The organism is Paenibacillus ilasis, from assembly GCF_043195395.1.
GTDB lineage: Bacteria > Bacillota > Bacilli > Paenibacillales > Paenibacillaceae > Paenibacillus_AQ > Paenibacillus_AQ lautus.
Genome location: NZ_JBHDJG010000001.1, coordinates 1,503,899 through 1,527,523 on the forward strand (window position 1 = coordinate 1,503,899; position 23,625 = coordinate 1,527,523).

General features: G+C 48.9%; 24 protein-coding genes. 9 read left to right on the forward strand and 15 right to left on the reverse strand.

Going from position 1 to position 23,625, the window contains the following annotated elements; genetic code table 11:
- Window positions 1–104 precede the first annotated feature (104 nt).
- Both ACETK5_RS07280 and ACETK5_RS07285 read right to left on the reverse strand, forming a co-directional pair.
- Complete coding sequence (locus tag ACETK5_RS07280; protein ID WP_326120162.1) at window positions 105–2,210, reverse strand: ABC transporter ATP-binding protein; 2,106 nt, start codon at window positions 2,208–2,210, stop codon at window positions 105–107.
- On the reverse strand, window positions 2,211–3,968 hold the full coding sequence (locus ACETK5_RS07285; protein WP_394054841.1) for an ABC transporter ATP-binding protein: 1,758 nt from the start codon (window positions 3,966–3,968) through the stop codon (window positions 2,211–2,213).
- A gap of 576 nt (window positions 3,969–4,544) precedes the next feature.
- Between ACETK5_RS07285 and ACETK5_RS07290 the strand changes: the two genes are divergently transcribed.
- Together ACETK5_RS07290 and ACETK5_RS07295 are read left to right on the forward strand one after the other, a co-directional pair.
- Window positions 4,545–4,850, forward strand: a complete 306-nt coding sequence (locus ACETK5_RS07290; protein WP_100537990.1) for a HesB/YadR/YfhF family protein — start codon at window positions 4,545–4,547, stop codon at window positions 4,848–4,850.
- 46 nt (window positions 4,851–4,896) lie between these two features.
- On the forward strand, window positions 4,897–5,346 hold the full coding sequence (locus ACETK5_RS07295) for an NUDIX domain-containing protein (RefSeq protein ID WP_100537989.1): 450 nt from the start codon (window positions 4,897–4,899) through the stop codon (window positions 5,344–5,346).
- A gap of 143 nt (window positions 5,347–5,489) precedes the next feature.
- On the opposite strand, the gene ACETK5_RS07300 is transcribed toward ACETK5_RS07295, so the two are convergent.
- Window positions 5,490–6,002 carry an ADP-heptose synthase gene (locus ACETK5_RS07300; RefSeq protein WP_394054843.1) on the reverse strand — a complete coding sequence of 171 codons (513 nt, stop codon included), beginning with the start codon at window positions 6,000–6,002 and terminating at the stop codon, window positions 5,490–5,492.
- A 133-nt stretch (window positions 6,003–6,135) separates the two neighbouring features.
- Here ACETK5_RS07300 and ACETK5_RS07305 point away from each other — a divergent pair, with 133 nt between their 5' ends.
- The gene (locus ACETK5_RS07305) at window positions 6,136–7,881 is read left to right on the forward strand and encodes an ABC transporter ATP-binding protein (RefSeq protein WP_394054845.1); all 1,746 of its coding nucleotides are present in this window, start codon (window positions 6,136–6,138) and stop codon (window positions 7,879–7,881) included.
- 77 nt (window positions 7,882–7,958) lie between these two features.
- Here the strand turns inward: ACETK5_RS07305 and ACETK5_RS07310 are convergent, their stop codons facing one another.
- The 7 genes from ACETK5_RS07310 to ACETK5_RS07340 all read right to left on the reverse strand — a co-directional run bounded on the left by ACETK5_RS07310 (window position 7,959) and on the right by ACETK5_RS07340 (window position 13,289).
- Window positions 7,959–9,251, reverse strand: a complete 1,293-nt coding sequence (locus ACETK5_RS07310; protein WP_326113028.1) for a DUF6080 domain-containing protein — start codon at window positions 9,249–9,251, stop codon at window positions 7,959–7,961.
- Between the two features lie 61 nt (window positions 9,252–9,312).
- Complete coding sequence (locus tag ACETK5_RS07315) at window positions 9,313–9,633, reverse strand: EamA family transporter (RefSeq protein ID WP_127592436.1); 321 nt, start codon at window positions 9,631–9,633, stop codon at window positions 9,313–9,315.
- The gene (locus tag ACETK5_RS07320) at window positions 9,623–9,964 is read right to left on the reverse strand and encodes an EamA family transporter (RefSeq protein WP_100537984.1); all 342 of its coding nucleotides are present in this window, start codon (window positions 9,962–9,964) and stop codon (window positions 9,623–9,625) included. The genes ACETK5_RS07315 and ACETK5_RS07320 overlap by 11 nt, the downstream gene beginning before the upstream one ends.
- The gene (locus ACETK5_RS07325; protein WP_394054848.1) at window positions 9,952–10,584 is read right to left on the reverse strand and encodes an HAD family hydrolase; all 633 of its coding nucleotides are present in this window, start codon (window positions 10,582–10,584) and stop codon (window positions 9,952–9,954) included. The genes ACETK5_RS07320 and ACETK5_RS07325 overlap by 13 nt, the downstream gene beginning before the upstream one ends.
- Before the next feature lie 29 nt (window positions 10,585–10,613).
- Complete coding sequence (locus tag ACETK5_RS07330) at window positions 10,614–11,519, reverse strand: decaprenyl-phosphate phosphoribosyltransferase (protein WP_394054850.1); 906 nt, start codon at window positions 11,517–11,519, stop codon at window positions 10,614–10,616.
- 218 nt (window positions 11,520–11,737) lie between these two features.
- Window positions 11,738–12,181: a DUF441 domain-containing protein gene (locus tag ACETK5_RS07335; RefSeq protein WP_015736251.1), complete on the reverse strand. Its 444-nt coding sequence runs from the start codon at window positions 12,179–12,181 to the stop codon at window positions 11,738–11,740.
- Between the two features lie 130 nt (window positions 12,182–12,311).
- Window positions 12,312–13,289, reverse strand: coding sequence for a YpdA family putative bacillithiol disulfide reductase (locus ACETK5_RS07340; RefSeq protein WP_100537981.1), 978 nt, complete (start codon window positions 13,287–13,289; stop codon window positions 12,312–12,314).
- Window positions 13,290–13,502: 213 nt separating this feature from the next.
- On the opposite strand from ACETK5_RS07340, the gene ACETK5_RS07345 reads away from it, so the two are divergent.
- Entirely contained in the window at window positions 13,503–13,811 is a 309-nt protein-coding gene (locus tag ACETK5_RS07345; RefSeq protein ID WP_326113034.1) for a DUF2087 domain-containing protein, read from the forward strand.
- A gap of 96 nt (window positions 13,812–13,907) precedes the next feature.
- Here ACETK5_RS07345 and ACETK5_RS07350 read toward each other — a convergent pair whose 3' ends face one another.
- From ACETK5_RS07350 to ACETK5_RS07370, 5 genes are all read right to left on the reverse strand, one after another.
- Entirely contained in the window at window positions 13,908–14,534 is a 627-nt protein-coding gene (locus tag ACETK5_RS07350; RefSeq protein WP_394054853.1) for an FMN-dependent NADH-azoreductase, read from the reverse strand.
- A gap of 78 nt (window positions 14,535–14,612) precedes the next feature.
- On the reverse strand, window positions 14,613–15,461 hold the full coding sequence (locus ACETK5_RS07355; RefSeq protein WP_394054855.1) for a DUF4097 family beta strand repeat-containing protein: 849 nt from the start codon (window positions 15,459–15,461) through the stop codon (window positions 14,613–14,615).
- Window positions 15,458–16,018, reverse strand: a complete 561-nt coding sequence (locus tag ACETK5_RS07360) for a DUF1700 domain-containing protein (RefSeq protein ID WP_100537979.1) — start codon at window positions 16,016–16,018, stop codon at window positions 15,458–15,460. The genes ACETK5_RS07355 and ACETK5_RS07360 overlap by 4 nt, the downstream gene beginning before the upstream one ends.
- Window positions 16,011–16,340: a PadR family transcriptional regulator gene (locus ACETK5_RS07365; RefSeq protein ID WP_100537978.1), complete on the reverse strand. Its 330-nt coding sequence runs from the start codon at window positions 16,338–16,340 to the stop codon at window positions 16,011–16,013. Before ACETK5_RS07365 ends, ACETK5_RS07360 begins: the two co-directional genes overlap by 8 nt.
- Window positions 16,341–16,778: 438 nt before the next feature.
- Window positions 16,779–17,018 carry a hypothetical protein gene (locus ACETK5_RS07370; RefSeq protein ID WP_006211206.1) on the reverse strand — a complete coding sequence of 80 codons (240 nt, stop codon included), beginning with the start codon at window positions 17,016–17,018 and terminating at the stop codon, window positions 16,779–16,781.
- A 366-nt stretch (window positions 17,019–17,384) separates the two neighbouring features.
- Between ACETK5_RS07370 and ACETK5_RS07375 the strand changes: the two genes are divergently transcribed.
- From ACETK5_RS07375 to ACETK5_RS07395, 5 genes are all read left to right on the forward strand, one after another.
- On the forward strand, window positions 17,385–17,696 hold the full coding sequence (locus ACETK5_RS07375) for a hypothetical protein (RefSeq protein ID WP_100537977.1): 312 nt from the start codon (window positions 17,385–17,387) through the stop codon (window positions 17,694–17,696).
- Between the two features lie 89 nt (window positions 17,697–17,785).
- Window positions 17,786–21,769 (forward strand): type VII secretion protein EssC, encoded by a 3,984-nt coding sequence (essC, locus tag ACETK5_RS07380; protein WP_394054859.1) that lies wholly within the window; start codon window positions 17,786–17,788, stop codon window positions 21,767–21,769.
- Between the two features lie 16 nt (window positions 21,770–21,785).
- Window positions 21,786–22,592, forward strand: a complete 807-nt coding sequence (locus ACETK5_RS07385; RefSeq protein WP_100537975.1) for a hypothetical protein — start codon at window positions 21,786–21,788, stop codon at window positions 22,590–22,592.
- 27 nt (window positions 22,593–22,619) lie between these two features.
- Window positions 22,620–23,132, forward strand: coding sequence for a WXG100 family type VII secretion target (locus ACETK5_RS07390; protein WP_100537974.1), 513 nt, complete (start codon window positions 22,620–22,622; stop codon window positions 23,130–23,132).
- 157 nt (window positions 23,133–23,289) lie between these two features.
- Window positions 23,290–23,565 (forward strand): WXG100 family type VII secretion target, encoded by a 276-nt coding sequence (locus ACETK5_RS07395; protein ID WP_006211202.1) that lies wholly within the window; start codon window positions 23,290–23,292, stop codon window positions 23,563–23,565.
- Window positions 23,566–23,625 lie beyond the last annotated feature (60 nt).

Here is a 23,625-nt window from a genome sequence, read left to right on the forward strand (position 1 = left end):
CCTTCCTGATATCGCAGGAAAACTACCTCAAGCAGAGGTCTGTCTTCTGTGCACGTCGATAGACGTTTTTCTAATACTACTGCGTTAGTTTCACCTAACTTGGTCTACACGTGGCCACCGGCCAGCTTGCTGTTGGAAGCGGTAAGCACCGTTTCCTTCGTCTCTGGAACCGAAGCCGAGCTTCCTTGCTGAAGTTGGTACATTTTAAAATATCTTCCGCCCAGGGCCATCAACTCGTCATGGGAACCTTGTTCCACAATTTCTCCGCGGTGAAGGACCAGAATCTGATCGGCGCTGCGGATCGTGGATAAGCGGTGGGCGATGATAAAGGTCGTGCGTCCTCGCTTTAGCACCTCCAGGGCTTCCTGAATTAAGGCTTCCGTCTCCGTATCGATGTTAGCGGTGGCTTCATCGAGAATCAGTATGGCCGGATTGAACGCAAGAGCCCGGGCAAAGGAGATTAACTGGCGCTGCCCGGCGGACAGTGTGCTGCCTTTCTCTAGCACTGGCTCATCAAAGCCTTGAGGAAGATGAGCGAGCAGCCGGTCGGCCCCTACGTCGCGCAGCGCCTGCTCCACCTGGTCCCGTGTAATGCCCGGATCACCCAGGCTAACATTCGAAGCAATCGTGCCAGTGAACAGGTAGGGGTCTTGCAGCACGATGCCCATATGCTTGCGGAGCCATTGCTTTGGAATATCGGTAACGGGCTGCCCATCAATGGTAATCGTGCCTTTCTGCGGATCATAGAAGCGGAACAGCAGATTGATGATGGAGCTTTTGCCGGAGCCGGTATGACCCACAAGCGCCACGGTTTGGCCCTGCCTCGCTTCAAATGAAATGTCTTTAAGCACATAGTCCTTCTTGTACGCGAAGGATACGTTTTGGAACTCCACATTTCCTAAATATCGCGGCATGCTGCCGTCCGTTACTTTCTCGCCTGTTTCATCCATCAGCTCAAATACCCGTTTGGCGGAGACGATGGAGGTATCGAGCGCGGCCAGCTGGTTAACCATGCCCGTTATCGGCTGGAACATGCGGCCAAGCAGATCAACGAAGGCGTAGAGGACGCCAATCGAGACGATGCCGGCACCGTTCAATGATGCAGAACCGAAATACCAGAGAACTACCACAAAGGAAACGTTACGCAGCACATTCACCAGGTTGTGCGTGGTGAAGGAGTTCAGATTGAGCATTTTGTTCTGATGAGCCATATAGTCCGCATTCAGCGCTTCGAACTCTTCTTGGGTCGCTTTTTGGCGGCGGAATACACGGATGATGGCCATACCCTGAATGGATTCATTAATGATGGCGTTGATCTCGCTCAGCCGGGAGCGGATGACCGTATTGTATTTGGTTGCAAATTTGCGGTACAGGATGGTCCATACAATCAACATCGGGATAACAAACAAACTGATCAAGCCCAGTCTGACGTCCAGAAGGAACAAGGCGACATAGACACCCGTAATATACACGGCACCGGAGCTGAAGTTGGATAATACCGCAACAAACAGATCCTTTACCGCTTCGGTATCATTGGTTACCCGGGAAACGACTTTGCCTGCCGGCAGATTATCAAAGAAGTTGACGGGCAGCCGCTGAATATGGGCATATACATCGGTACGCAGCTTTTGAATGACCCGATTGGCTGCCGATTGCAGCCAGTAGGTTCTGCCGAATACCGTAATCATGGAGATCAGCAGACAGATCAGGAACAGGCCGACGAGCTTGTAAATGCTGGGCAGCTCGGGTTTATAAAATTCAAACAGCTGTTCTTTGGTTAATTTGATGGCCGGATATTGCAGTTCTTCCGAGGCATAGGAAATTGTCAATACACCATCCTGGAAGGAACGGTTTCCTTCGGTTCGGGTTACCGGCTCATCAATGAAAAAGAAGCTGCGGCCAGCCTGAACGAGGCGTACTTCCTGTCCTCGCGTCTCGCCTTCTTGAAAGCGATCCTCGCGTTTATAATAAGTCCCGTTATAGGATGCGGCGCCCTGGGCGTTCGTCGTCTCGTAATAAGGCCGCTCGATGCCCAGAATATGCTCATCGATCATCGTTTTTGCGATGAAGGGGCCAGCAAGCTCTGCGGCAACGCCGATGGCCAGCAGAATCAAGGCGGTAATGAAGGTGCCCTTGGCCGTTAAAGCATAGCGGAACAGCCGTTTGGCAATTCCGGATTCATTCGATATGGTTGTATCGCTTGGAGTCAATTAAGACACCTCCTCCGAGGTCAGATTGTTTTCTACCTGCTGGCGTTCGAATTGCTCACGGTACCAGCCGCCGAGCTCCAGCAGTTCATCATGGGTTCCTTGCTCCGTGATTCGACCGTCCTCCAGCACCACGATCATATCGGCATGCTGAACGGCCGAGAGTCGATGCGTGGAGATCAGGGTCGTTTTACCGGCGCGTTTGCTCCGGATATTATCGATGATTCTGGCTTCCGTCCGGGCGTCCACAGCGGACAAGGAATCGTCCAATATTAAGATTTCAGGGTCGCCAATAAAAGCTCGGGCCAGTGAGACCCTTTGTTTTTGCCCGCCGGACAGCGCAACGCCTTTTTCGCCTACAAGGGTATCAAGGCCATCGGACAGGGTAACCAAATCGCGGTCAAAGGCGGCGGTGGTGATGGCTTCCATAATCCGTTCGTCGCTGGCATCCTTTTTGCCGAATTGGATGTTCTGACGTACCGTCTTGGAGAACAAGATCTGCTCCTGCGGCACATATCCGATCCAGCTGTGGAGCTGGTCGGTTGCCAGCATCTCCATGGGGATATCGGAAATGAGGATATCGCCGGTCCCGGTAGGGTACTCATGAAGAAGCTGCTTCAGCAGCGTCGATTTGCCGCTGCCCGTGCGTCCTACGACGCCGAGCGTCTGGCCTTTTTGCAGCGTAAAGTTAATATTTTTCAAATTATCAATCGTAGAGGTCGGGTAACGGAAAGTGACATCCTTAAATTGAATCGTATCCGGTATCTTCACGTCTGCAGGATTTGCGGCGTCGGTAACATCCGGCGGGGTCTTTAAGGTTTCGTTGACCCGATCCAGCGAAGCGTTTCCGCGCTGCATAATGTTAATCAATTCCCCAATGGCGAACATCGGCCAAATCATCATCCCGAGGTACATGTTGAACGATACGAGATCTCCGAGTGTGATTTGATTCTGGAACACCAGGTACACACCGTAGGCTAAACCGATGACGTAACTGAGACCGATGGAGAAATTGATGGTTGGTTCAAATAAGGCGTCCACTTTGGCTACCGCCAGATTTTTACGATATACGTCATCCGTAATGTCCTGGAAGCGCTGCTGATCGGCGCGTTCTTGTACATAAGCGCGGACGACACGCACACCGGCTACGGACTCCAGAACCTGGTCGTTCATGTCACCGAAGGCATCCTGGGCCAGCGTGTAGCGTTTATGAATGGCTCTTCCGTAGATGACCATGCCAATGGCGATGATCGGCATGGGCAGAATGGCCGCCAATGTCAGCTTCCAGCTGACAATGAAACCCATAGCGAAGAGAACGACAATCAAGTAGATGGTGGAGTCGGTCATGACGAGCATCCCGAAGCCGGCAGTTGCTGCCACGGAGCGAAGATCATTCGTGGCTTTTGCCATAAGATCTCCGGTACGGTTACGTTCAAAAAACGGCGGAAGCATCCGCAGCAAATGGTTCATGTACCGGGTACGGAGCAGGCGTTCCACGAGGTTCGCTCCTCCGAATAAACGGTGCATCCATATGTAAGTGGCACAGTACACGACAGCAACGATACCGAGAATCATGAGCAGATATTGGACGAGGGAGGCCCACGTTATAGAACTGCTGACGATATCGTCAATCGCGTTTCCGAGCAGAAGCGGCGGCAGTAGCTCTACCAGTCCGCAAAAGATGAGAAGCGCAAGGCCGATCAAGTAACGCTTTTTCTCTTGCTTGAAAAACCAGCCTAAATTTTTAAGTACAGCAAACACATTATCCCTTCCTTTCGTAGGTCGTTCTGGCATCATATCATCCGTAAAAACCAAAAAAAGCACATCATCCGGCGACGGACGATATGCTTCATTAATTTTGAACTTATCATACGCACGGTGATCATGACTTCCGTGCAACGGTTAGCAGCTTCGTTCTGATCATTCTGGCAATGAATGAACGAGGCTTGATGATGATGAGACAGCACCATTGGGGAGTCGATCCATATTTAATTGTAGGAAATGATGATCCTGATGATCTTGATCCATCGCAAACAATTTAAACATGTCACTCACCCTTTCTTCGTAATTTACATTTTATTCAAATCGATCTACTGAATTTTATCACCATGAACTGGAATGTGTCAAACTTATTTTTCAGGATCATCGTAAGATATTCGATAGTGAAGGTAGGTTAGAACCTTATGTCACTATTTTATTATCAAAATGATTTGTATCCTAACGTACGTATGCGTTATGATAATATTGCAACTAAATATGGATACCGTCCCTAAGATCTCCGGTCTGCTAACAGATAGGGGTCAACATCATATGACGTCTAAGGAGGGTGTACGACACATGCAAATTCAAGTCAGCGATCAGGCGGCACGGTGGTACAAGAAGGAACTTGACCTTCAGGCAGGCACGTTCGTTCGCTTCTTTCCACGATATAGCTCAGGCGGAGGCCTCCATCCCGGCTTTTCGCTCGGTATTTCGGTAGAAGAACCAAGAGAAGCGGGACTGACGGAGCGTTCCGAAGAGGTAACATTCTTTATGGAAGAACAGGATTTATGGTATTTGAAGGGGTATACGCTTCGCGTGAAATATGAGGAATCCTTGGATGACATTTCGTATATTTATGAAGAAGAGGGCGCAGTAAATTAACCTGATGAGAGACTGCAGCGCCATCTAGGGAAAGGAGGTTCCCAAGATGAGCGTATATCACCGTGATATTCGCCAATACATCGGCAAACGTTCGGTGGTCCGCGTAAAAGCGGCGGTGCTTGTGCTGAACGATAATGGAGAGATCCTGCTCCTGAAGCGGCAGAACAAGGACGAGTGGGGACTTCCAATCGGAAACCTGAAGCCCGGCGAAGCTCTTGAAGACACAGCGTCCAGAGAGCTGTGGGAGGAGAGCGGCCTGACAGCGGATGATATGCGACTCTTGGACCTTGTGTCTGGTCCGGAGTATATGAAGAAGCAAATTGGTGGAGATGAAGTGTATTATGTGATAGGTGTGTACGCGGCAACCGGTCTGCACAGTGCCATTCATTTGTCCCCTAATACGGAAGTGTCTCTTAAATATTTTGATTTTCAAGCATTGCCCGTTATGGATGCGATCACGGTCCGCCTGCTGGACAAGATAAATAAGAACAGCTGAGGCTAAGTTAGTGGTGGCAGTTTTATACGCCTTAAATTCCCCGCACGGGGAATTTTTTTCGGTCAACATGAGGAGTCCCTGCCCCATTCAAACCGGGGGGAAGGGACTCCTTTTGCCATGCGAAGGTGTGAACCTATGATTCATTATGGCTGCCCGGACAGCGGGACCTCCAAAGCAAAGTCAAAATCGTCGATATCAAATACCTGAACGGGAAGAGCGCTTTCGACGATACGCTGAATCAATTCGTATTGATCAGTCAGTATGGGAGCCTCGGCTCTTTGGGATGCCAGCAGCAGCTCGGTTTCGACAGGATCGAAGGATTCCCCATAGGGTGCGGTGTCCATGGTGTTCATGACCGAGACCCGGGTACTTTCACTCACGGGAATGGTAGGGCTCTTGGACCAGGGAACCTGCAGGGCGCGCTCGATTTTCTTTTTGTTCAGCGGCTCTTCAAAATAGGAAATCAATTCGCCGATCTTTATCTTGACGTGCTGGTCATCAGCACTGCTATTCATGAGATGTTCTTCGGTGGTATGAAGCTCATATAATTCCAAAATGGTAGTGTACGGAATGATATACTCGACGGGTTTAGGTGGTACTAACAGCTGACCGTAAATGGCCAGCATGACGGCCTCCGTCACGAAAATTCTGGTCATGACTAAATCCTCCTGCAAGACATGATACAATTCATAAGTTTAGAACTAATAAAGCATTGAAGTTCATAAATGTCAACTGCCCGTCGCCTAACAACCGCGTGGAAGTTGCTTAAGAAAGGGGCTGTGCTCACCTTTGAAATCATGGAAAATCTATTATCCATTCGTTAAGCCCTATATGAAGTGGATCATTCTGACCCTTATTATCGGCATGATCAAATTTGCAATCCCGTTATTACTGCCCATGATCATGAAATATGTCGTGGACGATCTGCTGATCAACCAGCAGATGACCATCGAACAGAAAATCCAGGATCTGATGTGGATTCTTGCCGGGACGCTGGTGCTGTTTGTCGTTGTGCGTGGTCCGGTGGAATATTTGCGGCAGTATTTTGCCCAATTCATTACCAGCCGTATTTTATTTGATATGCGTAATCGGCTATATGCCCATCTGCAGCGTCTATCCCTTCGTTACTATCAGAATACCAAGGTAGGCGAGGCGATATCGCGCTTTATCAATGATGTGGAACAATCCAAGAACCTGGTAGAAGTCGGTATGATGAATATCTGGCTGGATATGTTTACATTGCTGTTCGTATTAATCGTTATGTTCTTCATGAATCCCGTTCTGACGCTGGTTGCCATCTCGATCCTTCCTCTCTACGGGTTAGCGGTGAATTTGCTGTATAAGCGGCTTAAGCGTCTGACCAAGGACCGGTCGCAGGCTCTTGCCGGCATTCAAGCGTACCTGCATGAGCGAATTCAAGGGATCTCGGTCATCCGGAGTTTCACCCTTGAGCGTTATGATCAGAAGAAGTTTGAAGGCATCAACGGTAATTTTCTGAAAAAAGCGATGGCGCAAACCCGCTGGAATGCGCTCACCTTCTCCATTATTAACACGCTCACCGATATTGCGCCTATTCTGGTTATCGGTTATGGGGGATACCGGGTGATTCAGGGAGATCTGACCTTGGGTACGTTTGTTGCCTTCTTTGGCTATCTCGACAGGCTGTATGCACCCCTGCGCCGCCTGATCAACTCATCAACGGTGCTGACGCAGGCCTCAGCGTCGCTGGAGCGGGTCAAGGAGCTCATGGACGAGCCATATGACATCGTGGACCGTCCGGATGCCAAAACGCTCAAGACAGCGGGACAGATCGAGTTTGACCGCGTATGCTTCAAGTACAATGATGCCGCGGGCTGGGTGCTGCAAGATATTAACCTGACCATCAAGCAGGGGCAAACGGTCGCATTTGTCGGCATGAGCGGCGGCGGCAAATCGTCCCTGATCGGATTGATACCGAGATTTTACGATGTACAGCAGGGAGCAGTGAAGGTGGATGGTCACGATGTCAGGGATTTGACGCTGGACAGCTTGCGCGGATCGATTGGCATGGTACTGCAGGACAACTTCCTGTTTAGCGGATCCGTTCGTGAAAATATTCTGTTTGGCAACCCGGAAGCGGATGAAGAGAGAATCGTCGCCGCTGCCAAAGCCGCCAATGCGCATGATTTCATCACCCAGCTGCCGCAGGGCTATGAGACGGAAGTGGGTGAACGTGGCGTCAAGCTCTCGGGTGGGCAGAAGCAGAGACTTGCGATCGCCCGTGTCTTCCTCAAGGATCCGGACATTCTGGTACTGGATGAGGCGACTTCGGCGCTGGACCTGGAGTCCGAGCATCTGATACAGCAGGCGCTGCAGTCCTTGTCCAACAACCGCACCACTTTGATCGTGGCTCATCGCCTTTCAACCATTACGCATGCCGATCAAATCGTAGTGCTGGAGAATGGGAGAATTACAGAGCAAGGCACGCACGGCGAGCTGATGAATCTGGATGGAAGTTATGCCAGACTATACAACGTGCAGCATTTGGAGAATTAATATTAAAGACCCGTCCTTCCAAGGCATGGTGTTCAGCCATGCTTCAGTGGGACGGGTCTTTTGATGTGTTTAAAGGCTTATTTCTCGATATTTTTGAACACCGTGTCATAGGTCATCTGAATATAGTCCAGCGTCTGTCCATGCAATACGATATTGTTGACCAAGGTGATCAGCAGGAACAGTACCATGATGCCGGTCAGAGCTTGTTGAATCCGGTGGTTCTTCGTTTTGGCAATAAACCGTGCTGCAAGCACAAACAGAGCAAACAGATAATGTCCTGCGTACAAGTATAGATCGTAAGCATAGGTAGCCAATCCGAACCCAACGATGATGTGCAGCAGAATCGCGAACAGGATATAGATGCCAAATGCCCAGGTATCGCGGGAGCGGATGCCCTTAATGAAGGATAGAACCGCAAGGACAAGCATCCCGATACCGACGATATGGACATGAATCGGATACGGCTTGGCCAAATTCGTCACAAATGCCGCGATTCCCGGATCGATCATGGCAAGCTCAGGCGACAGGATGGGACTTACAAACAGCATGTAGAAGACTCGTGAATGGTGCTCGAATGAAAAAGGAGAAACGTAGCTGAGTGCACCGTTCTGCACGCTTGAAAACACGTTAGCGATCCACGATTTGCCTGAGAACAGCAAGTGTTGAAGCAGGGTTACAATCACCGCCATCCCCAGAAAAACCAGCATGATCATGATAAACCGTCTAAACGTGCCCTTCTGTCTTTTATCGAACTGGCTGATCAGCAGCGCTCCTGCGAACGTTGCAACATTCGTAGACGTGATGCCGAAATTAATCAGGGCCAGGGAGGCATTCGGCATGACGGCAAACCGATTCTCCAATCGGCAATAGTGCAAGTAAGCGGCTGATAAAATGATCATAAACTGCGCATAAGCGTAGGAATCCGGTATAAACGCCGTGAACAGCGTATAAGAGCTGATACCGAAAAAAGCCGCCGTTACGAAGGACAACAGCCAGCCGGCGCCGCTTCTTCGGACGATGTAATAGACCAGCGCTGCACTAAAGGCATTCAAGACCGATTGAATCAGAAGATAAGGGAGGTTGGAACTCCCGATCATCGTCGTTAACGGACTGGTCAGGAAATTAATGAACGGATGGATGATTGAGATATTTTCCGGTCCATATTCCATCGAAGGATCGAAGTTGAACAGATTCAATGTGAAAGGCGCACCATAAAACGGGCTGTGCGGCATTAACTCGGCTGCATGATCCCTGATGTAGGCTACGAACGGAAGGTTCATGAAAACATACCATAGGGCAAGACAGATAATTAGGCCGATCGCCGTGTAATTATCTTTTTTATGTCGAAATAAATAACTGAAAAAAGTCATGTTTTTCGTTCCACCAATCTTTCCATTATATGTACTCTGAGTAGGTTTTAGCTGCATTCGCTTACCAGATCAGCAGAAGCAATCCGGATATAATAAAAGCGATGCCGGCGATTTTACGGATCCCGATGGTTTCCTTGAATACCCATTTGGCAAACAGCAAGGCCCACAGGAACGTCAGTGCATTGGCAGGCATAACCAGCGTGTAGGGCAGCTCCCCCAGAAGGTATATGTTTAATAATGCTCCTAGTCCGTAACTAAGAAAGCCGATCAGCAGCAGCTTGATTTGTTTGTTTGCGGTATACCCCTTGAAGAATACGCTGCCCAGCGAGCCAAGCAAAGTCATCAGGAGCAGGAGCAAGTATAGGAACCCGTCATTTTTCATAGGAAGTTAATGTCACCCCGATTCCAAGCAGGGCTACGGCTGCCAGTTTTTGCAGGGTCAATGGTTCATCCAGGAAAAAATCACCATAAAACAGAGCCACAATATAGCTGATGCACATCAGAGGATAGGCCACGGACAGCTTCTCCAGGGAAAATGATTTGATCATGAGAATGGCCCCGAGGCCGTAGCAGAGAAAACCGATTCCCATGTACAGCAAGTTGGCGTGGCCCCATTTCCAGAACAGCTGGCCGGTAGCCGTCAAAAAAGCCGATAAGACCATGAACAGCTTGCCCAGGTGGCGCGGGGCGCTCTGCGCTTTTATCTGTTCCATGTTAATCCCTCGCATCCCTGAGCGGATTTGTGATTGATCAAATATTTGTGTTTGACGAGCCCGAACATCGGGAGGTCGGACAAGGAATCGGAGTAAGCGCAGGAAGCAGCATAGTCAATGGTCAGTTGCCGCTCGTTCAAGTACTGCTGAATCCGGTGCACTTTTTCCTCCCCCTTACAATTGTTCCCTTCGATCATCGACGTAAAGCGTCCGTTCCGTACGGAAAGTTTCGTAGCGATCACCGTGTCGACGCAAGGAAGCTCTGCAAAGTATCTCATGTAAGCGTCAGGGGACGCCGTTACGAGCAGCACATGGCAGCCCTCGCTTTTTTTTCGCTGCATTTCCTTCATCGCATCCGGGAAGATGGCAGGTTTCAATTCCGTTTCATAAAAATGTTTCAGGTCGGCATCATCCATATGGTGCATCGCATGGAAATAAGCGCTCTTTGCCTTTTCAGCGTCCAGAAGACGGAGCTTGTACAGCACGGAATGCAGCACGACTTTCAGAATGATGGGTGCCGTGGACGGTTTTTTCCGTATGCCATATTTTAAAAATCGAAACATAGAGTCCGTATGGATGACCGTTTTGTCGATGTCAAAGATTGCGAATTTCTGATTCATATCATGTCCCTCAATTTACCCATTCTGTATTATTCAAAGTATACCAAAATTCCGATAACGCTGATGACATAGAGGATCACGGTGACCAGGATGTGTGTGTCCTCCAGGAGCACCCGGTCCGGAGCCCCGCCTTTTTTCTCGATATGAATCAGATAAAGATAGCGGAACATTCCGTAAATGACAAACGGTATGGTCCACATGAGGTGAACGGTTCTGCCGGAGGTAAAGGTAAACAGCGAATAACTGATGATCGTTGCTGTGGTGACAATGCTGCTCATCTGGTCCAGCAGATCGAACGAATATTGATCGAGCACCTTGCGGTGAGAGCCCTTGTCATGCTGCAGCAGATGAAGCTCATGCCGTCTCTTGCCGATGGCCAGGAAGAGCGATAGCAGCATCGTACAGAGAAGGAACCATGGCGTGAACGGGACGTGGATGACCAGTCCGCCTGCGATGGCGCGCAGCACAAACCCGGCCGCGATAATCATGATGTCAATGATGACAACATGCTTCAGCCTGAAGGAGTAGGCAACGTTCATGGCAAAATAGAGCACCAATAACACGGTAAACAGCGGATTGAGTAAATAAGATACGGCCAGCGAAGCTATCAGCAGCAACGCGCCGAATACAATAGCCAGCTTAGGCGGCAGCGCACCCGAGGCCATGGGACGGTATTTTTTCACCGGATGGTTGCGATCCGCTTCGCGATCGGCATAATCGTTCACAATATAGACGCAGCCGGATACGAAGGATAACAGGAAAAAACCGATCAAGGTGTCGAAGAGCACGCCGGGATTTACCCCTTCAAACGAGAAGAGGGGGGCTGCAAATATGAGCAGGTTTTTGGTCCATTGCTTCGGCCGCAGCTGCCTGAAGAGCAGCATGGGAAGCTGCCTAAGGGGAGCAGCGACCGATTCGGTATTCGTTGAAGACAAGTGTGTTACCTCCTGATACATCATATTTCATAAGGGATTACGGGAAAAAACGCTAAAACACGATAGCTATCATACCATAAAATAGACTATATATGGTAATGAGCCGTCTGATACAAGGCTTGAATATAGAACAAATAAACCTCCCCAAACGTTCATGAACCGGCAGGGAGGTTATTGTTCTATTTATGTTATGGATAAAAAAGAGCTGCATCTGTTTCTTACGATTTGCCGATGAGCAGGGACAATAGACCGGCAGCAATGAGCGGCCCGACGGGTACGCCGCGGAACAGGGCGACCCCAAGCACCGTGCCAACGAGAAGACCGGCAACCACGGTAGGATTGCTTCCCATCAGTGTGGCACCACGACCGCCCAGATAAGCGACAAGCATGCCGACGGCGATGGCCAAAAGCGATTTCCAGTTCAGGAATGATTCGCCGATCGTTTGCAGACTCATTTTGCCGCTGGCCAGTGGTGACATGACACCTATGGTGAGAATGATAATGCCGAGAGTCAGTCCGTATTTCTCCAGCCATGGGAATGCTTGCTGAAAGCCGGTTACGCGGATGAGCAGCAGTGCCAGCATCGCAATCGTCACTGCAGAATTGCTGCTGATAATACCAAGTCCCGCCATCGCCAGCAGGATGAGTGAAGTTACGTCCATGGGGAATCACTCCTTATGTTTAAGATATCAGAAAGTATAAACGTCGAAGCGTAAACCTGCCTGATATCGCAAGAAAAACTCATCTAAACGCAGTCTGTCTTCTAAGAATATAGGTCGATAGACTTTTTGGTTAAGCGTTCGAGACCAGATGCTTGGCAATCAAACGCCCGTGTAGTCTGCCTGTTTCAATGAACACCTCATTGGCATTCCGACCGGATGCAATGACGCCAGCGACATAGAGTCCCGGAACGTTGGTCTCCATCGTCTCCGGTTGATAGAGGGGCTTCTCCATGTCTTCATCCAGTTCGACGCCGGAGGAGGCGAGCAGTTTGCGGTCAGGACGGAATCCGGTCAATGCCAGTACAAAATCATTTTCAATGATCGTTTCCTGGCCTTGATTCGACAGAACGGTAATGGAAGACTCCGCGATTTGGACGACACGCGAGTTCAGGTGAAGCTGGATATGTCCCTTCTGCACCATGCTGTCGAACAGAGGACGTACCCAAGGTTTGATGTTCTGTGAAACTTCCTCACCCCGGTATACCATCGTCACCTCGGCTCCGACACGGATAAGCTCCATGGCAGCATCCACAGCGGAATTACTGCCGCCGATGATCGCGGTTTTCATCCCTGCATACGGATGGGCTTCCCGGAAATAATGGGTTACTTTCTCCAAGTCTTCACCAGGAATGCCAATATAATTCGGATGATCAAAATAACCCGTAGCAATGACTACGTGTTTGGCTTCTCGCATGGACTCTACACCACCGCGGCGCTGGGTTTTTACCTGGAAGCTGCCGTCAGGCTGCTTGGTTATGGTGAGCGCTTCTTCGTATGGAGAGATTTTCAGATTAAAGTGACTGGCAACTCTGCGATAATAGGCCAGAGCCTCGTGCCGAAACGGTTTATCATTCGATATCGCGAACGGAACATCTCCGATTTCAAGCATTTCAGCCGTACTGAAAAACTGCATATGCGTCGGATAGAGATAAATGGAATGAACTACATTGTGTTTATCGATGATCTCGCAGCTGAGGCCCTGGTTGCGGCATTCAATGGCAGCTGAGAGACCGCATGGGCCTGCGCCGATAATTAAGACGTCGAGCATGGTGAACCTCCTTATGTATTAACCTTGCGTTATCGATCAGCATAATAATCCTACAGCAAATAAAAGGATAAATCCAGATTTGACGGTATGGAGCCCGGCTGACTTGACCTAAAACAGAAAGGGTTTGACAAACATTTCAAATTCGATTAACATCTAATTAGATAAATATTAAATTAGATGTTTGCGAAATTATGGTAGAAGGGAGGAAGAAAAATGATGGAACCGACTGCTACTGAAGCCTATAAAACATCCGTTCTCCGGAATTTTATAACGAAAGACGGAACGCTGCGTTCCATTCCGGCCCAGTACAAGAAGAAACTCGTCATATTGGAATATCTGGTAGAGCAGCTTGAAGCAGGGAAGGAGTATCCGGAAAAGGATATCAATGCGTTTATCAAGCGTTATCATGCGGATTATGCGACCATTCGGCGGGAATTTATCATTCATCAATATATGAGCCGTGATCATGAAATCTATAGTCGTAACCCGCGCGAGTTATGGACCCAATGGGAAAAGGTTTAAATGGGAGTATCACAAAAAGCCACCTTTCACTGCCTAAGACAGTGGAAGGTGGCTTTTGTGTATAACGTTCAGTGTTATTATTGCGTATAAGTTCGATTAGAAACTGGCAGCAGCCTTTTTAACAAGCTCAAGACCGTTTTGAACGATCATTTCTGCTTCATTAGGGAATTGGTTGTGGCCTTCGATGATCAGGGTTTCGATATCCTGTACGCCCCATTGACGAAGATTGCCCATTACGAAGTTCACGGCCATCTCAGCCGCAGCCATAGGTCCCTCGGAATAGTTACCGCCGCGCGCATTCAGGATGACGACTTTTTTGCCAGTCACGAGACCAACAACGCCTTGAGGCGTATATTTGAACGTTTTGCCTGCTTGGTTCAGGTAGTCGATATAGGTATGAAGAACGGCAGGTACGGTCATGTTCCACAATGGGAAAGCGAGCACGATTTTGTCTGCAGCAAGAAACTGGTCAAGATATTTGCTCACATTCGAAGCAGCCGCCTGCTCTTCCGATGTAGCTTCCAATCCTTGGGCAGCTTTGAACATACCGTTGATAGCAGTGCTATCGTAATAAGGAAGATTCTCTGCAAAAAGGTCAAGCTCCGTGATTTGGTCTTCCGGATGGCTTGCTTTGAAGGACTCCAAAAACGCATGGTACATTTTGACGCTTACCGATTGTTCGATGGCTCTGTTGTTTGCTTTGATGAATAGTACATTAGACATGTATGAAAAATCTCCTTGTTGTTAGGTTTACTTTATAAAGTATAGTATATTTCATTTTTATTGTTTGTCAACAACGTCTTAATGTACGATATCGATATTACCGGAGTACGTTTCCACTTGTATGGTATCGGTTGTTTCTTTCCGTGACTCCGGCGCCGAGACGGATCCCGACAGTGCCTTAAGGTCATAGAAACCGCGAAATGACGGGTCCGGCTGAACTTTCACGTTGCCGGATCTGCACAGAATATTAACTGATGAAACGCCAATCAATCCTGCGTTTACGTTACCGGAGGTGACCTCGATGTCCAAGGGACCTTCCATATTTTTCAGCACGACATTACCCGAATGATGGACGAGCCGGGTGGATGCCCGAATGTCAGAACCGCGAATATTTCCAGAAATGTTCTCAACGCTTAACTGCTCGGCTTGTATTCCGCTCATGTTAATGTTGCCTGACTTCACGGAGATGTCAACCACCTTGGAGGAAGCTCCGCTTACCTGGATGTTATCGGAGAGCGTCGACAAATCGAGTTCCTCCAGTTGCGTGCTTGATGGAAGCACGATGGTCAGTTTTCCTTTCGGTGAACGAAAGTCCACACTCATCAACTGTAAAGTGGAAGGTGTGGTCAGATCCAATCCCACCTCAGGACCCGATGGATTAAAACTTTTGAGAACATCGACATACTCCGGCTTTAATTTGCCGTCAAAAGCGATGTACCCGCTTGAATCTCCGCTATCCTCGAAAGAAAAGCTGATATCGATGTTGCTGCTGATTTTTAATTTCTTCAGTTTTACGGCATCCTGCAGATCCCATCGATTCTGATAGCTGACAAGTTCTTCACCGAATTTAAACTTGTTCGCAGCCATGCCGACGATTCCCACCAATATAAGTGCGATTGCTAAACTGAACAACCATTTTCTGTTCACTGTGCGTCACGTCCCTTCAACAAACGCGTATTCCATCTGGAGTACCTCAAGGTTAACGATAACAATCCAACCATGGCGGAGCGTGTGGCATATCCGAGAAAGATGCCGATTCCGAGCAAAGAGATGGATAAGAATAATTTGGCCGGATAAAACGTTCCGTTTACGATATAGTCAAGCAGAACGAGCACCGGGCTCAGCAAGGTTGCCAGGGCTCCGAGAGCAATAGCGACGCCTCCGGACCATAATGCCGCAAGGAAGGGGACTGCCACCAATGCACAGAAGAACAAACCGACTCCTGCCGCATATTTTCCAAAAGAAGACGGTCTTCGGATCGCTGCGGGAGCAGGCCTATCCATATCCACATACCGGTCGCCTAACGCTTCCTTTGCCATTTCAAAAGGATCTCCCAGCTCACGGGCGATTTCCTCTTCGGTTCGTCCATTCTGCATGCCAATGATAAAATGGGACTCCACGTCTTGAATGAATTCCTGTCGTTCGTTGGGAGGAAGCGCGGCAAGCCGCGATTCCAAAATCGAAATAAACTGTTTTTTAGTCATACAAATTCCCTTCCTCTATCAGATTGGTCACATTGCCCACAAAAGCTTGCCATTCCTTTACCATGGCTTTCATATAGATTACTCCGCTGGGCGTCAGCTTATAATATTTACGGGGCGGACCCTCGGTCGATTCCTGGAGGTACGTCGTACAATAGCCTTCATTTACGAGGCGGCGAAGGAGAGGGTACAATGCCCCTTCGGCAACTTCAATATGCCTCGATACCGCTTGAGCCAACTCGTACCCATATTGGTCCTTGCGATGGATTAACACCAGAACGCAGAGTTCGAGAACGCCTTTTTTGAATTGAATACTGACATTCATACGGCAAGTACCTCCTTTCATAAGTCCTTGATCATGCTGTTCATCACGAGGTAGTGATTAATATTCAGTAGTGGTCTACAATAAGATATCATTTAGTACTGAATAATGCAAGGTACTGATTATAAAATGGGTTGTTGCCAGAAAATCGTCGAATCATAAGAAGCTTTGTTAAACGAAAGGAAGTCTCGTTTAATCTTCAAAAGGCACGGTTAATAGAAGTTATCAGAACATAGGGTCGTTTTTCCAAGATAAGAATGGAGGGATGAACAGTATGTCCATCGATCGGTTTATATTAAAAAAATTGAACAGTTGCCAGGAGATCACAACGCGGAGAAATCTCGTAAAGTTGTTTCAAATCCGAATTCAGAGAGCGCAGATAGCCGAGGATCGTCATTACGGGTTATAATGGAGTTAAACAAAAAAAGGGCTACCCCTCTTTTAAAAGAGAGATAGCGCAAGAGAGTCGTTTTCGCTTTTGCTGTGAAGAATTGCCTCGGATCCCTCGATTTCAATGCTGATCAGGGAATTGAGGCATTTTTGCAGCGCCTTTTTGCCGGTTTGAATTTTATGGTCAAGCGCGCTGGTTAGCAGTTTTAGTACCTTCTGTACCGGCTGCTTGCTATCCGTTGTAAAGTATACGGGAACCGGCTTATTTTGGAACATGATTAGTGTTTTCATATCAATCACCTCACGAAAGATTTTTCATGATATTTGCATTATAAATTGCCAATCTTAAAATAACCTTAAATTCATAGAATTAATCAGCATCATTTTTCTGAGCGTGACATTTTTGTGAACGATGATATTTTACCGACGAAAAACCCGGATTTACCCTATAATCAATACATAAATAGTCCCTCCGGACTAACAAACCCGCGTGAAAAATAGGAAATAGGAAATATGACACAAATTGACAGAACTAACCTTGGAATGATATTATTACAATAATGTAACTATTTTTTGTAACTATTGAAATAGGTGATTGGACTTCGCATATGGAATAAACATAAGGATTACCATTTTTGGGAAAGTAGGTCGACTTAGATGATACTCACCGTGATCAGCGGGCGAAATGAAGAGGATTGGTTTGATATCGACGTACCCGATGAGTGCTCCATTGAACGGTTGAATGAGCTGCTGGGGCTACGTCTTTTTCGTGAACCCTCGGGTGAAGGGATTCAATATATATTAGAAGCAAAGTTCCCGGAAGGCTTGTGGTTTACGGTGGGGGGCCATTCTAATCTGGTTGAAGCAGGACTTAGGGAAGGCTCCTATATCCGTTTACAACGGGCATTCTCAACAACAACCGAGGAAGCTCCTGTCTACGGCAGAAGATCGTTGTTTCAAGAAAGCTAAGATTGGGTAAATAACCGATTGGTTTTGATTGAAACAGCAAAATACATAATTGTACATTTCAGATGCTCTGGATTAGGAGGAAGTGACACATGAACGTGTTGTACCAACGTTCGCCGCGTATTAGACCGGCTTTACCGAATGAAGACTTGGAGATTCTGAGACCGCCGTCCGAGCCAAGCAAACCGTCGTTTTCGATGATTGCCATCATTATCCCCATTATTATGACGGCGGTGACGATCGGTTTCTATGTCTATATGAACGTGAGCGGTAAGATGGGGAATTCCAATTACATGATGTTCCAGATGATCTCCATCTTTATGATGCTGACATCCTACACGCTGCCATTCTTCATGTATTTAAGCAACAAGAAGACCTATCAGAAGAACCTGGCCGAACGCAATCAGAAGTACCGGGCTCAGCTTGATCTGCATCGGGAAGAGCTGAAGGAGCGGCAGGAGGATCAGGTCCATATTCTGTTTGATATCCATGGGGATCCGGACGTCTGCTACAACGTTGTGAAGAACCGGAGCAGCAGCTTGTGGGAACGTTCCCCGGAAGATAAGGACTTTCTGGAAATTTGCGTGGGCAAGGGGGAAGTGCCGTTTCACATTAATGTGAAGCCGCCTCGTGCGGATGGGTATGATAAGGACCCGTTAATCGAAGCAGCCGAATTGCTGTCAGCCGAGTTCCAGACGGTCGACGATGCGTCCATTGCATTGCCGTTATTCGAATCCAAGGTCATAGGGATCGTCGGCGGAAGAGAACGCGTATTAAATATGCTTCGCGTCATGATGGCCCAAACCGCCGTAAGGCACTCGCCTGACGAAGTGAAAATCGCCGCTTTCTACGAGGAGAAGGAAGCGAGCGAATGGCAGTGGCTGCGCTGGCTGCCCCATACTTGGGATGATGACCGTTCCAGCCGCTATCTTGCGGATCGACGGAGCAATGCGCATCAACTTGCTGATGAAATATTTACCCATTTATACCGGCGTAAAAACAATCGTTCCGAACATGGAAAAAAATCGATTGAGACGCCGGCTTATGTCGTGATCCTATCCGCTGCCCAATTAATTGAGGAAGAACCGCTGCTGCCTCTGTTGATGGAAGATGCCGATGCGGCTGATGCCGTCACCATCATCTTGTCCGACCGGAAAGAAAGCTTGCCGATGCACTGCCAGCTTATCGTTGAGGTTGATCGGGAGCAGGCGGCGTACACGATTAAGAAACCGGACGGCACCGTCTCCAAGCAATCCTTCCAATCCCATCACGTCAGCAGGGAACAGATCGAAGCATTGGCTCGGTATATGGCGCCGATTCGGCTGAAGCGATCCTCTGCATCTGACATCCCTAGCGTTTTGGCGCTTTTCGAGATGATGGATATTCAGAAAATCAACGATTTGGATGTATCCAAACGCTGGCAGCAGAACCGATATCCGGATTCATTACCCGTTCCCATGGGTGTCCGGGCGGGCGGAAAGAAGATTAATTTGAATCTTCATGATAAAATAGAGCGTCAAGGTCATGGACCGCATGGTCTGATCGCGGGAACGACCGGTTCGGGGAAAAGTGAGGTTATCCAATCCATCGTTGCTTCCCTGGCTTCGGAGTTTCACCCTCATGACCTGGCATTTATGCTTATCGACTATAAGGGCGGCGGCATGTCCAATACGTTTGTCAACCTTCCCCACGTCGTAGGCACCATAACGAATTTGGACAACAATCTGATCGAGCGGGCGAAGGTGTCGCTGAAAGCCGAGCTGGTCCGCCGCCAGAAAATATTGAACGATGCGGGAAACCTGCAGCACATCGACGAGTATTACAAGCTGCTGCGCAATCGGCATGGCGAACCGCTCCCGCATCTCGTGATTATCATTGATGAATTTGCACAGCTGAAGAAAGACCAGCCGGAATTTATGGATGAATTGATCAGCATTGCCGCAATCGGGCGAACGCTGGGTGTCCATCTGATTCTTGCGACTCAGAAACCGGCAGGCGTCGTGGACGATAAAATTTGGAGTAACTCGCGCTTCCGGATCTGTCTTCGGGTACAAAGCGAGGGCGACAGCCGTGATATGCTGAAGATTCCGAATGCAGCCTGGATTAACAAGCCCGGACGAGGCTACTTCCAGGTGGGCAGCGATGAAGTGTTTGAAGAAATGCAGTTTGCTTGGAGCGGCGCTCCTTACGTTGAAGAGAAGGATACGCCTGGCGCAATCTCGATCCGCGAGGTCCGGATCAACGGGAAGACGGAGCCGCTGCTTGCGTCCACTCCATCCCTGGGGGCACATCTGGAAGTGCCCAAACAGCTGCAGGTGTTTATTGACCATGTAGCGGAAGTGGCCAAGGAGCAAGGGATCGAACGGCTGCAGGGTCCTTGGCTTCCACCGCTTCCGGAGAGTCTGGATCTGGACGGAGTACAGTCCGGCATCGAACAGCCGGTGTCGTTCGGCGATTCGGCACTTGTGTCCTATGTCGGGATGGTTGACGATTTGCCAAACCAATGCCAGAAGCCGCTGGTGCTCAATCTGGAGCAAGGTCACTGGGCCGTATATGGGATGCCGGGACTCGGTAAGACCACCTTTATTCAAACGATGCTGATGTCGCTGGCCAGCCGGTACACCCCGGACTTTTGGCATGGGTACATCGTGGATATGGGCCGAATGATGCGGGACTTCGCAGGATTGCCTCACATCGGTGGGGTCATGACTGCAGAGGAAGATGACCGTATCAAGCGCCTGTTCCGTTTTCTTACGAAAACGGCTGCGGTTCGCAAGGACATGATAGCCGAGGCTGGCGTGAAGACCGTCGCATCCTACCGCCGTGGCAGCACGGAGACGGTTCCGCAGCTGGTTGTCGTTATTGACGGTTATCTGAATTTCAGGAATTCCTATCCGGATGAGAACGATATGCTTGAATACTTGCTGCGAGAAGGCGGCAGTCTGGGGATCACGTTTATCATTACGGCAAACCGGATATCGGATATGTTCGAAAAGGTCCGGAGCAATATCTCACAAGCGGTATCGTACGAACTTGCCGATCCGGCCGATTATTATTATGCGGTGGGTCGTCCTACAAGAGCCCCGAGCCAGCTTCCGCCAGGAAGAGGACTGGTCAAAGGCCAGGTGCCGCCGCTTGAATTTCAGACGGCCTTGCCGGCTTCCGGTCAGGAAGAGGGGGACCGTTCGGCCGCGCTTCGCGATATGATTCGCGTATACCGGGAATCATGGCATGGCGAAGAAGCGCCGCGGATCGAATCATTGCCGGATAAGATTCCGCTCCATCAGCTGCTTAAGGTGCAAAAGCCTTATGAAGCGGCAGTAACGGTGAAGTATCAGGTTCCTGTCGGTGTGGCTACGGATGATTTAACTCCTTTTGCGATCAATCTGGAGGATGGGCCGCATTTTATCGTTGCGAGTCCGATGGAAGGCGGTAAGACGTTATTCCTCTTAAGCTGGATGTTATCACTTGCATATCATACATCGCCGGATGAGCTGGAAATCTATACGGTAGATACGCGCTATGGAAGCAGCGGTCTGAGTCGGATGAACCATCTTCCGCATGTCCGTGGGCATGCGGAGAATGAGGAAGACCTGGCTCCGCTCATTTCAGGCCTTTATGAACGGGTTCAGACCCGATCGAAGGACAGTGAGGATCCGGCTATCCTGCTTATGATTGATGACGCTGACGTGCTCAGCAAGCAGCTTTCGGATTTCACCTTGAAGGACCAGCTGTCAGCCATCGTCAGACAGGGAAGGGACCGCAGGGTACATGTGGTCATTGCCGGCGTGCCGGCGGATTTCCCGACGTATGGCGTCGATTGGTTTACCGATATCAAGGCTGCACAAAACGGATTTTTATTCGGAACATTGGATTCGAACGATTTATCGTTCTTCCGGATTCCTTTTTCCGAATCTTCTAATAGTCCTGGAGGACTAAAAATACTTCCGCCAGGACAGGGGTACTACGTAAAACGTAAATTTTCCAGAATAAAAGGCGCAGTTCCTTTTGATGATGAATGGAACGCCCAGAGATGGGTCACAGAAATTCGCGACCGATGGCATGTTGTAGTTTGAGGGGAGGTGGCTCATAATGTTGACAATTCATGCTTCCAAACAAGAAACGATCACGCTGAATGACAAGGAATTTTTCTTCTTGGCTGGAATTATCGGATCGGACCGATTACTTGGTGTTGAAGATCCTTTTGTAGGATATTTAACGGAAGAAATCGCGGTTGAGTGGGAGAAAACCAAACAATCGCTCCTAAGCAAGCAATATTTGATTCAAGAGGAAGGCGGGGAATTGTCGATTCCACCCGAAGTCTTCTCACGAGTGGCTATTGCCGGACTTGCGGAACGAGCGTGCTGGTTGAAATATGAAAATCAGGATTCGGCGTTTGAAGGATATCTGCATGTTACTGACGAACGGGTAATACAAGTATGCAGAAGCGGCGATGACAACCGGTGTTACATGCTTAGCGAACTCGGTACCATTGAACAAACCTGCGATCAGCTGGTGCAGGATCTGGCCCTAAGCGATCAAAACTGGGGGGATATTCCGGCTTTATTGCTTAGCCGGAAGGAGTTCGGGGATATTTACACCTCCGTTTCCGAACAGAATAGCGATGATATCGGTGATCGCTTGGCCAGGTTGACGGATGATGCGGAGGGTTCCATCGCTTTAGCGAAATGTATGAAAAACAAGGTGTCTTCGGGGGAACTCCAGCTGTCGATATGGAACGGAATCAGCTGGGAAAGTCAAAATGCAGCATTTATAGTGAACGAGTCCATGAATTGGCTGCTGCGTATGAGCCTGGAGGGAGACCAGGACTGGCTAACCGCAGCGCCAGCGACCAAAGAGCAGTTTCGTCATATGCTACTCATGTGGCTGAAACAGTAACAGAGCCTGTATGAAAGGTGAGGACCAATGCGTATTTCTGTCGAGCCGGAGTCTCTCCGGACGTTAAGCCGTCAGCTGCAGCATAGTGGCGATGAATATTTAGCGATTACGAGAACGCTCAACCAAGCTATGGAATCACTCGTTTGGGAGACGTCTCTCAAAGCGGCGGTTATTGATGAGTGGCAGTCTGCCCGGAGTCTTGGAGAGCATCTGGGAGCTCTTCTTGCTCAGCTGGGCAAGCATCTTCAAAGCAAAGCCGACCAATTTCAAGAAACGGATCATCAGTACCATACGATTTTGGAGCATGCAATCGTAAGTACCGTATCACCGACGGCTCTGTTTGCAGCTTCCGGAATGGATGGGCGCTCGTCCATACTTCCGGAATATGGAAACTCCACCACGGTTATATCGAACCCGAGCTCGGTGGCCGCTGCCGTGGGCATGACCAGTGGAGATAACGGGGATTCGGCTAAACAAGCCGCATTATCCGGGCAAGGCTGGACCTTTACCGATCCGTCTTCGTTTGGAATTGCCAACTAAAACCCTATTCCTTTCGGGATAATCGGGATGGTAAATGTTTCAAATTGGGACGTATAGGGTACCTGGAAATTAGGTCTGAGGACATTTTGATAAACTGAGGCTCTTGGGCTAAGATGTCAAGTGTCACCAGAAAACGAATTTCTAGGAGGTTACATAAATGGCAGGACGTATTTTAATTACGCCAGAGCAAGTCGAGCAAGTAGCGAACCAATTTAAACAAAGCGGTGATCAAAGTCAGCAAATCGTTAACAGCCTGACTCAATCGATCAACGGAATGGAAGGTCAATGGGATGGTATGACGAAGCAGCGCTTTTTCCAGGAATTCCAGGAAGCAAGTCGTTTGATGAACTCCTTCGTACAAACGCTTGACAGCATCAGCAATGAGCTGAAAGCGATCGCTCAGAAATTCCGTATGGCTGACGAATCCCGTTAATATCCATTCGGAGACTTTTGCTTTATAATAGTTTAATAGGCAGAATAAACCGGGTGGAAG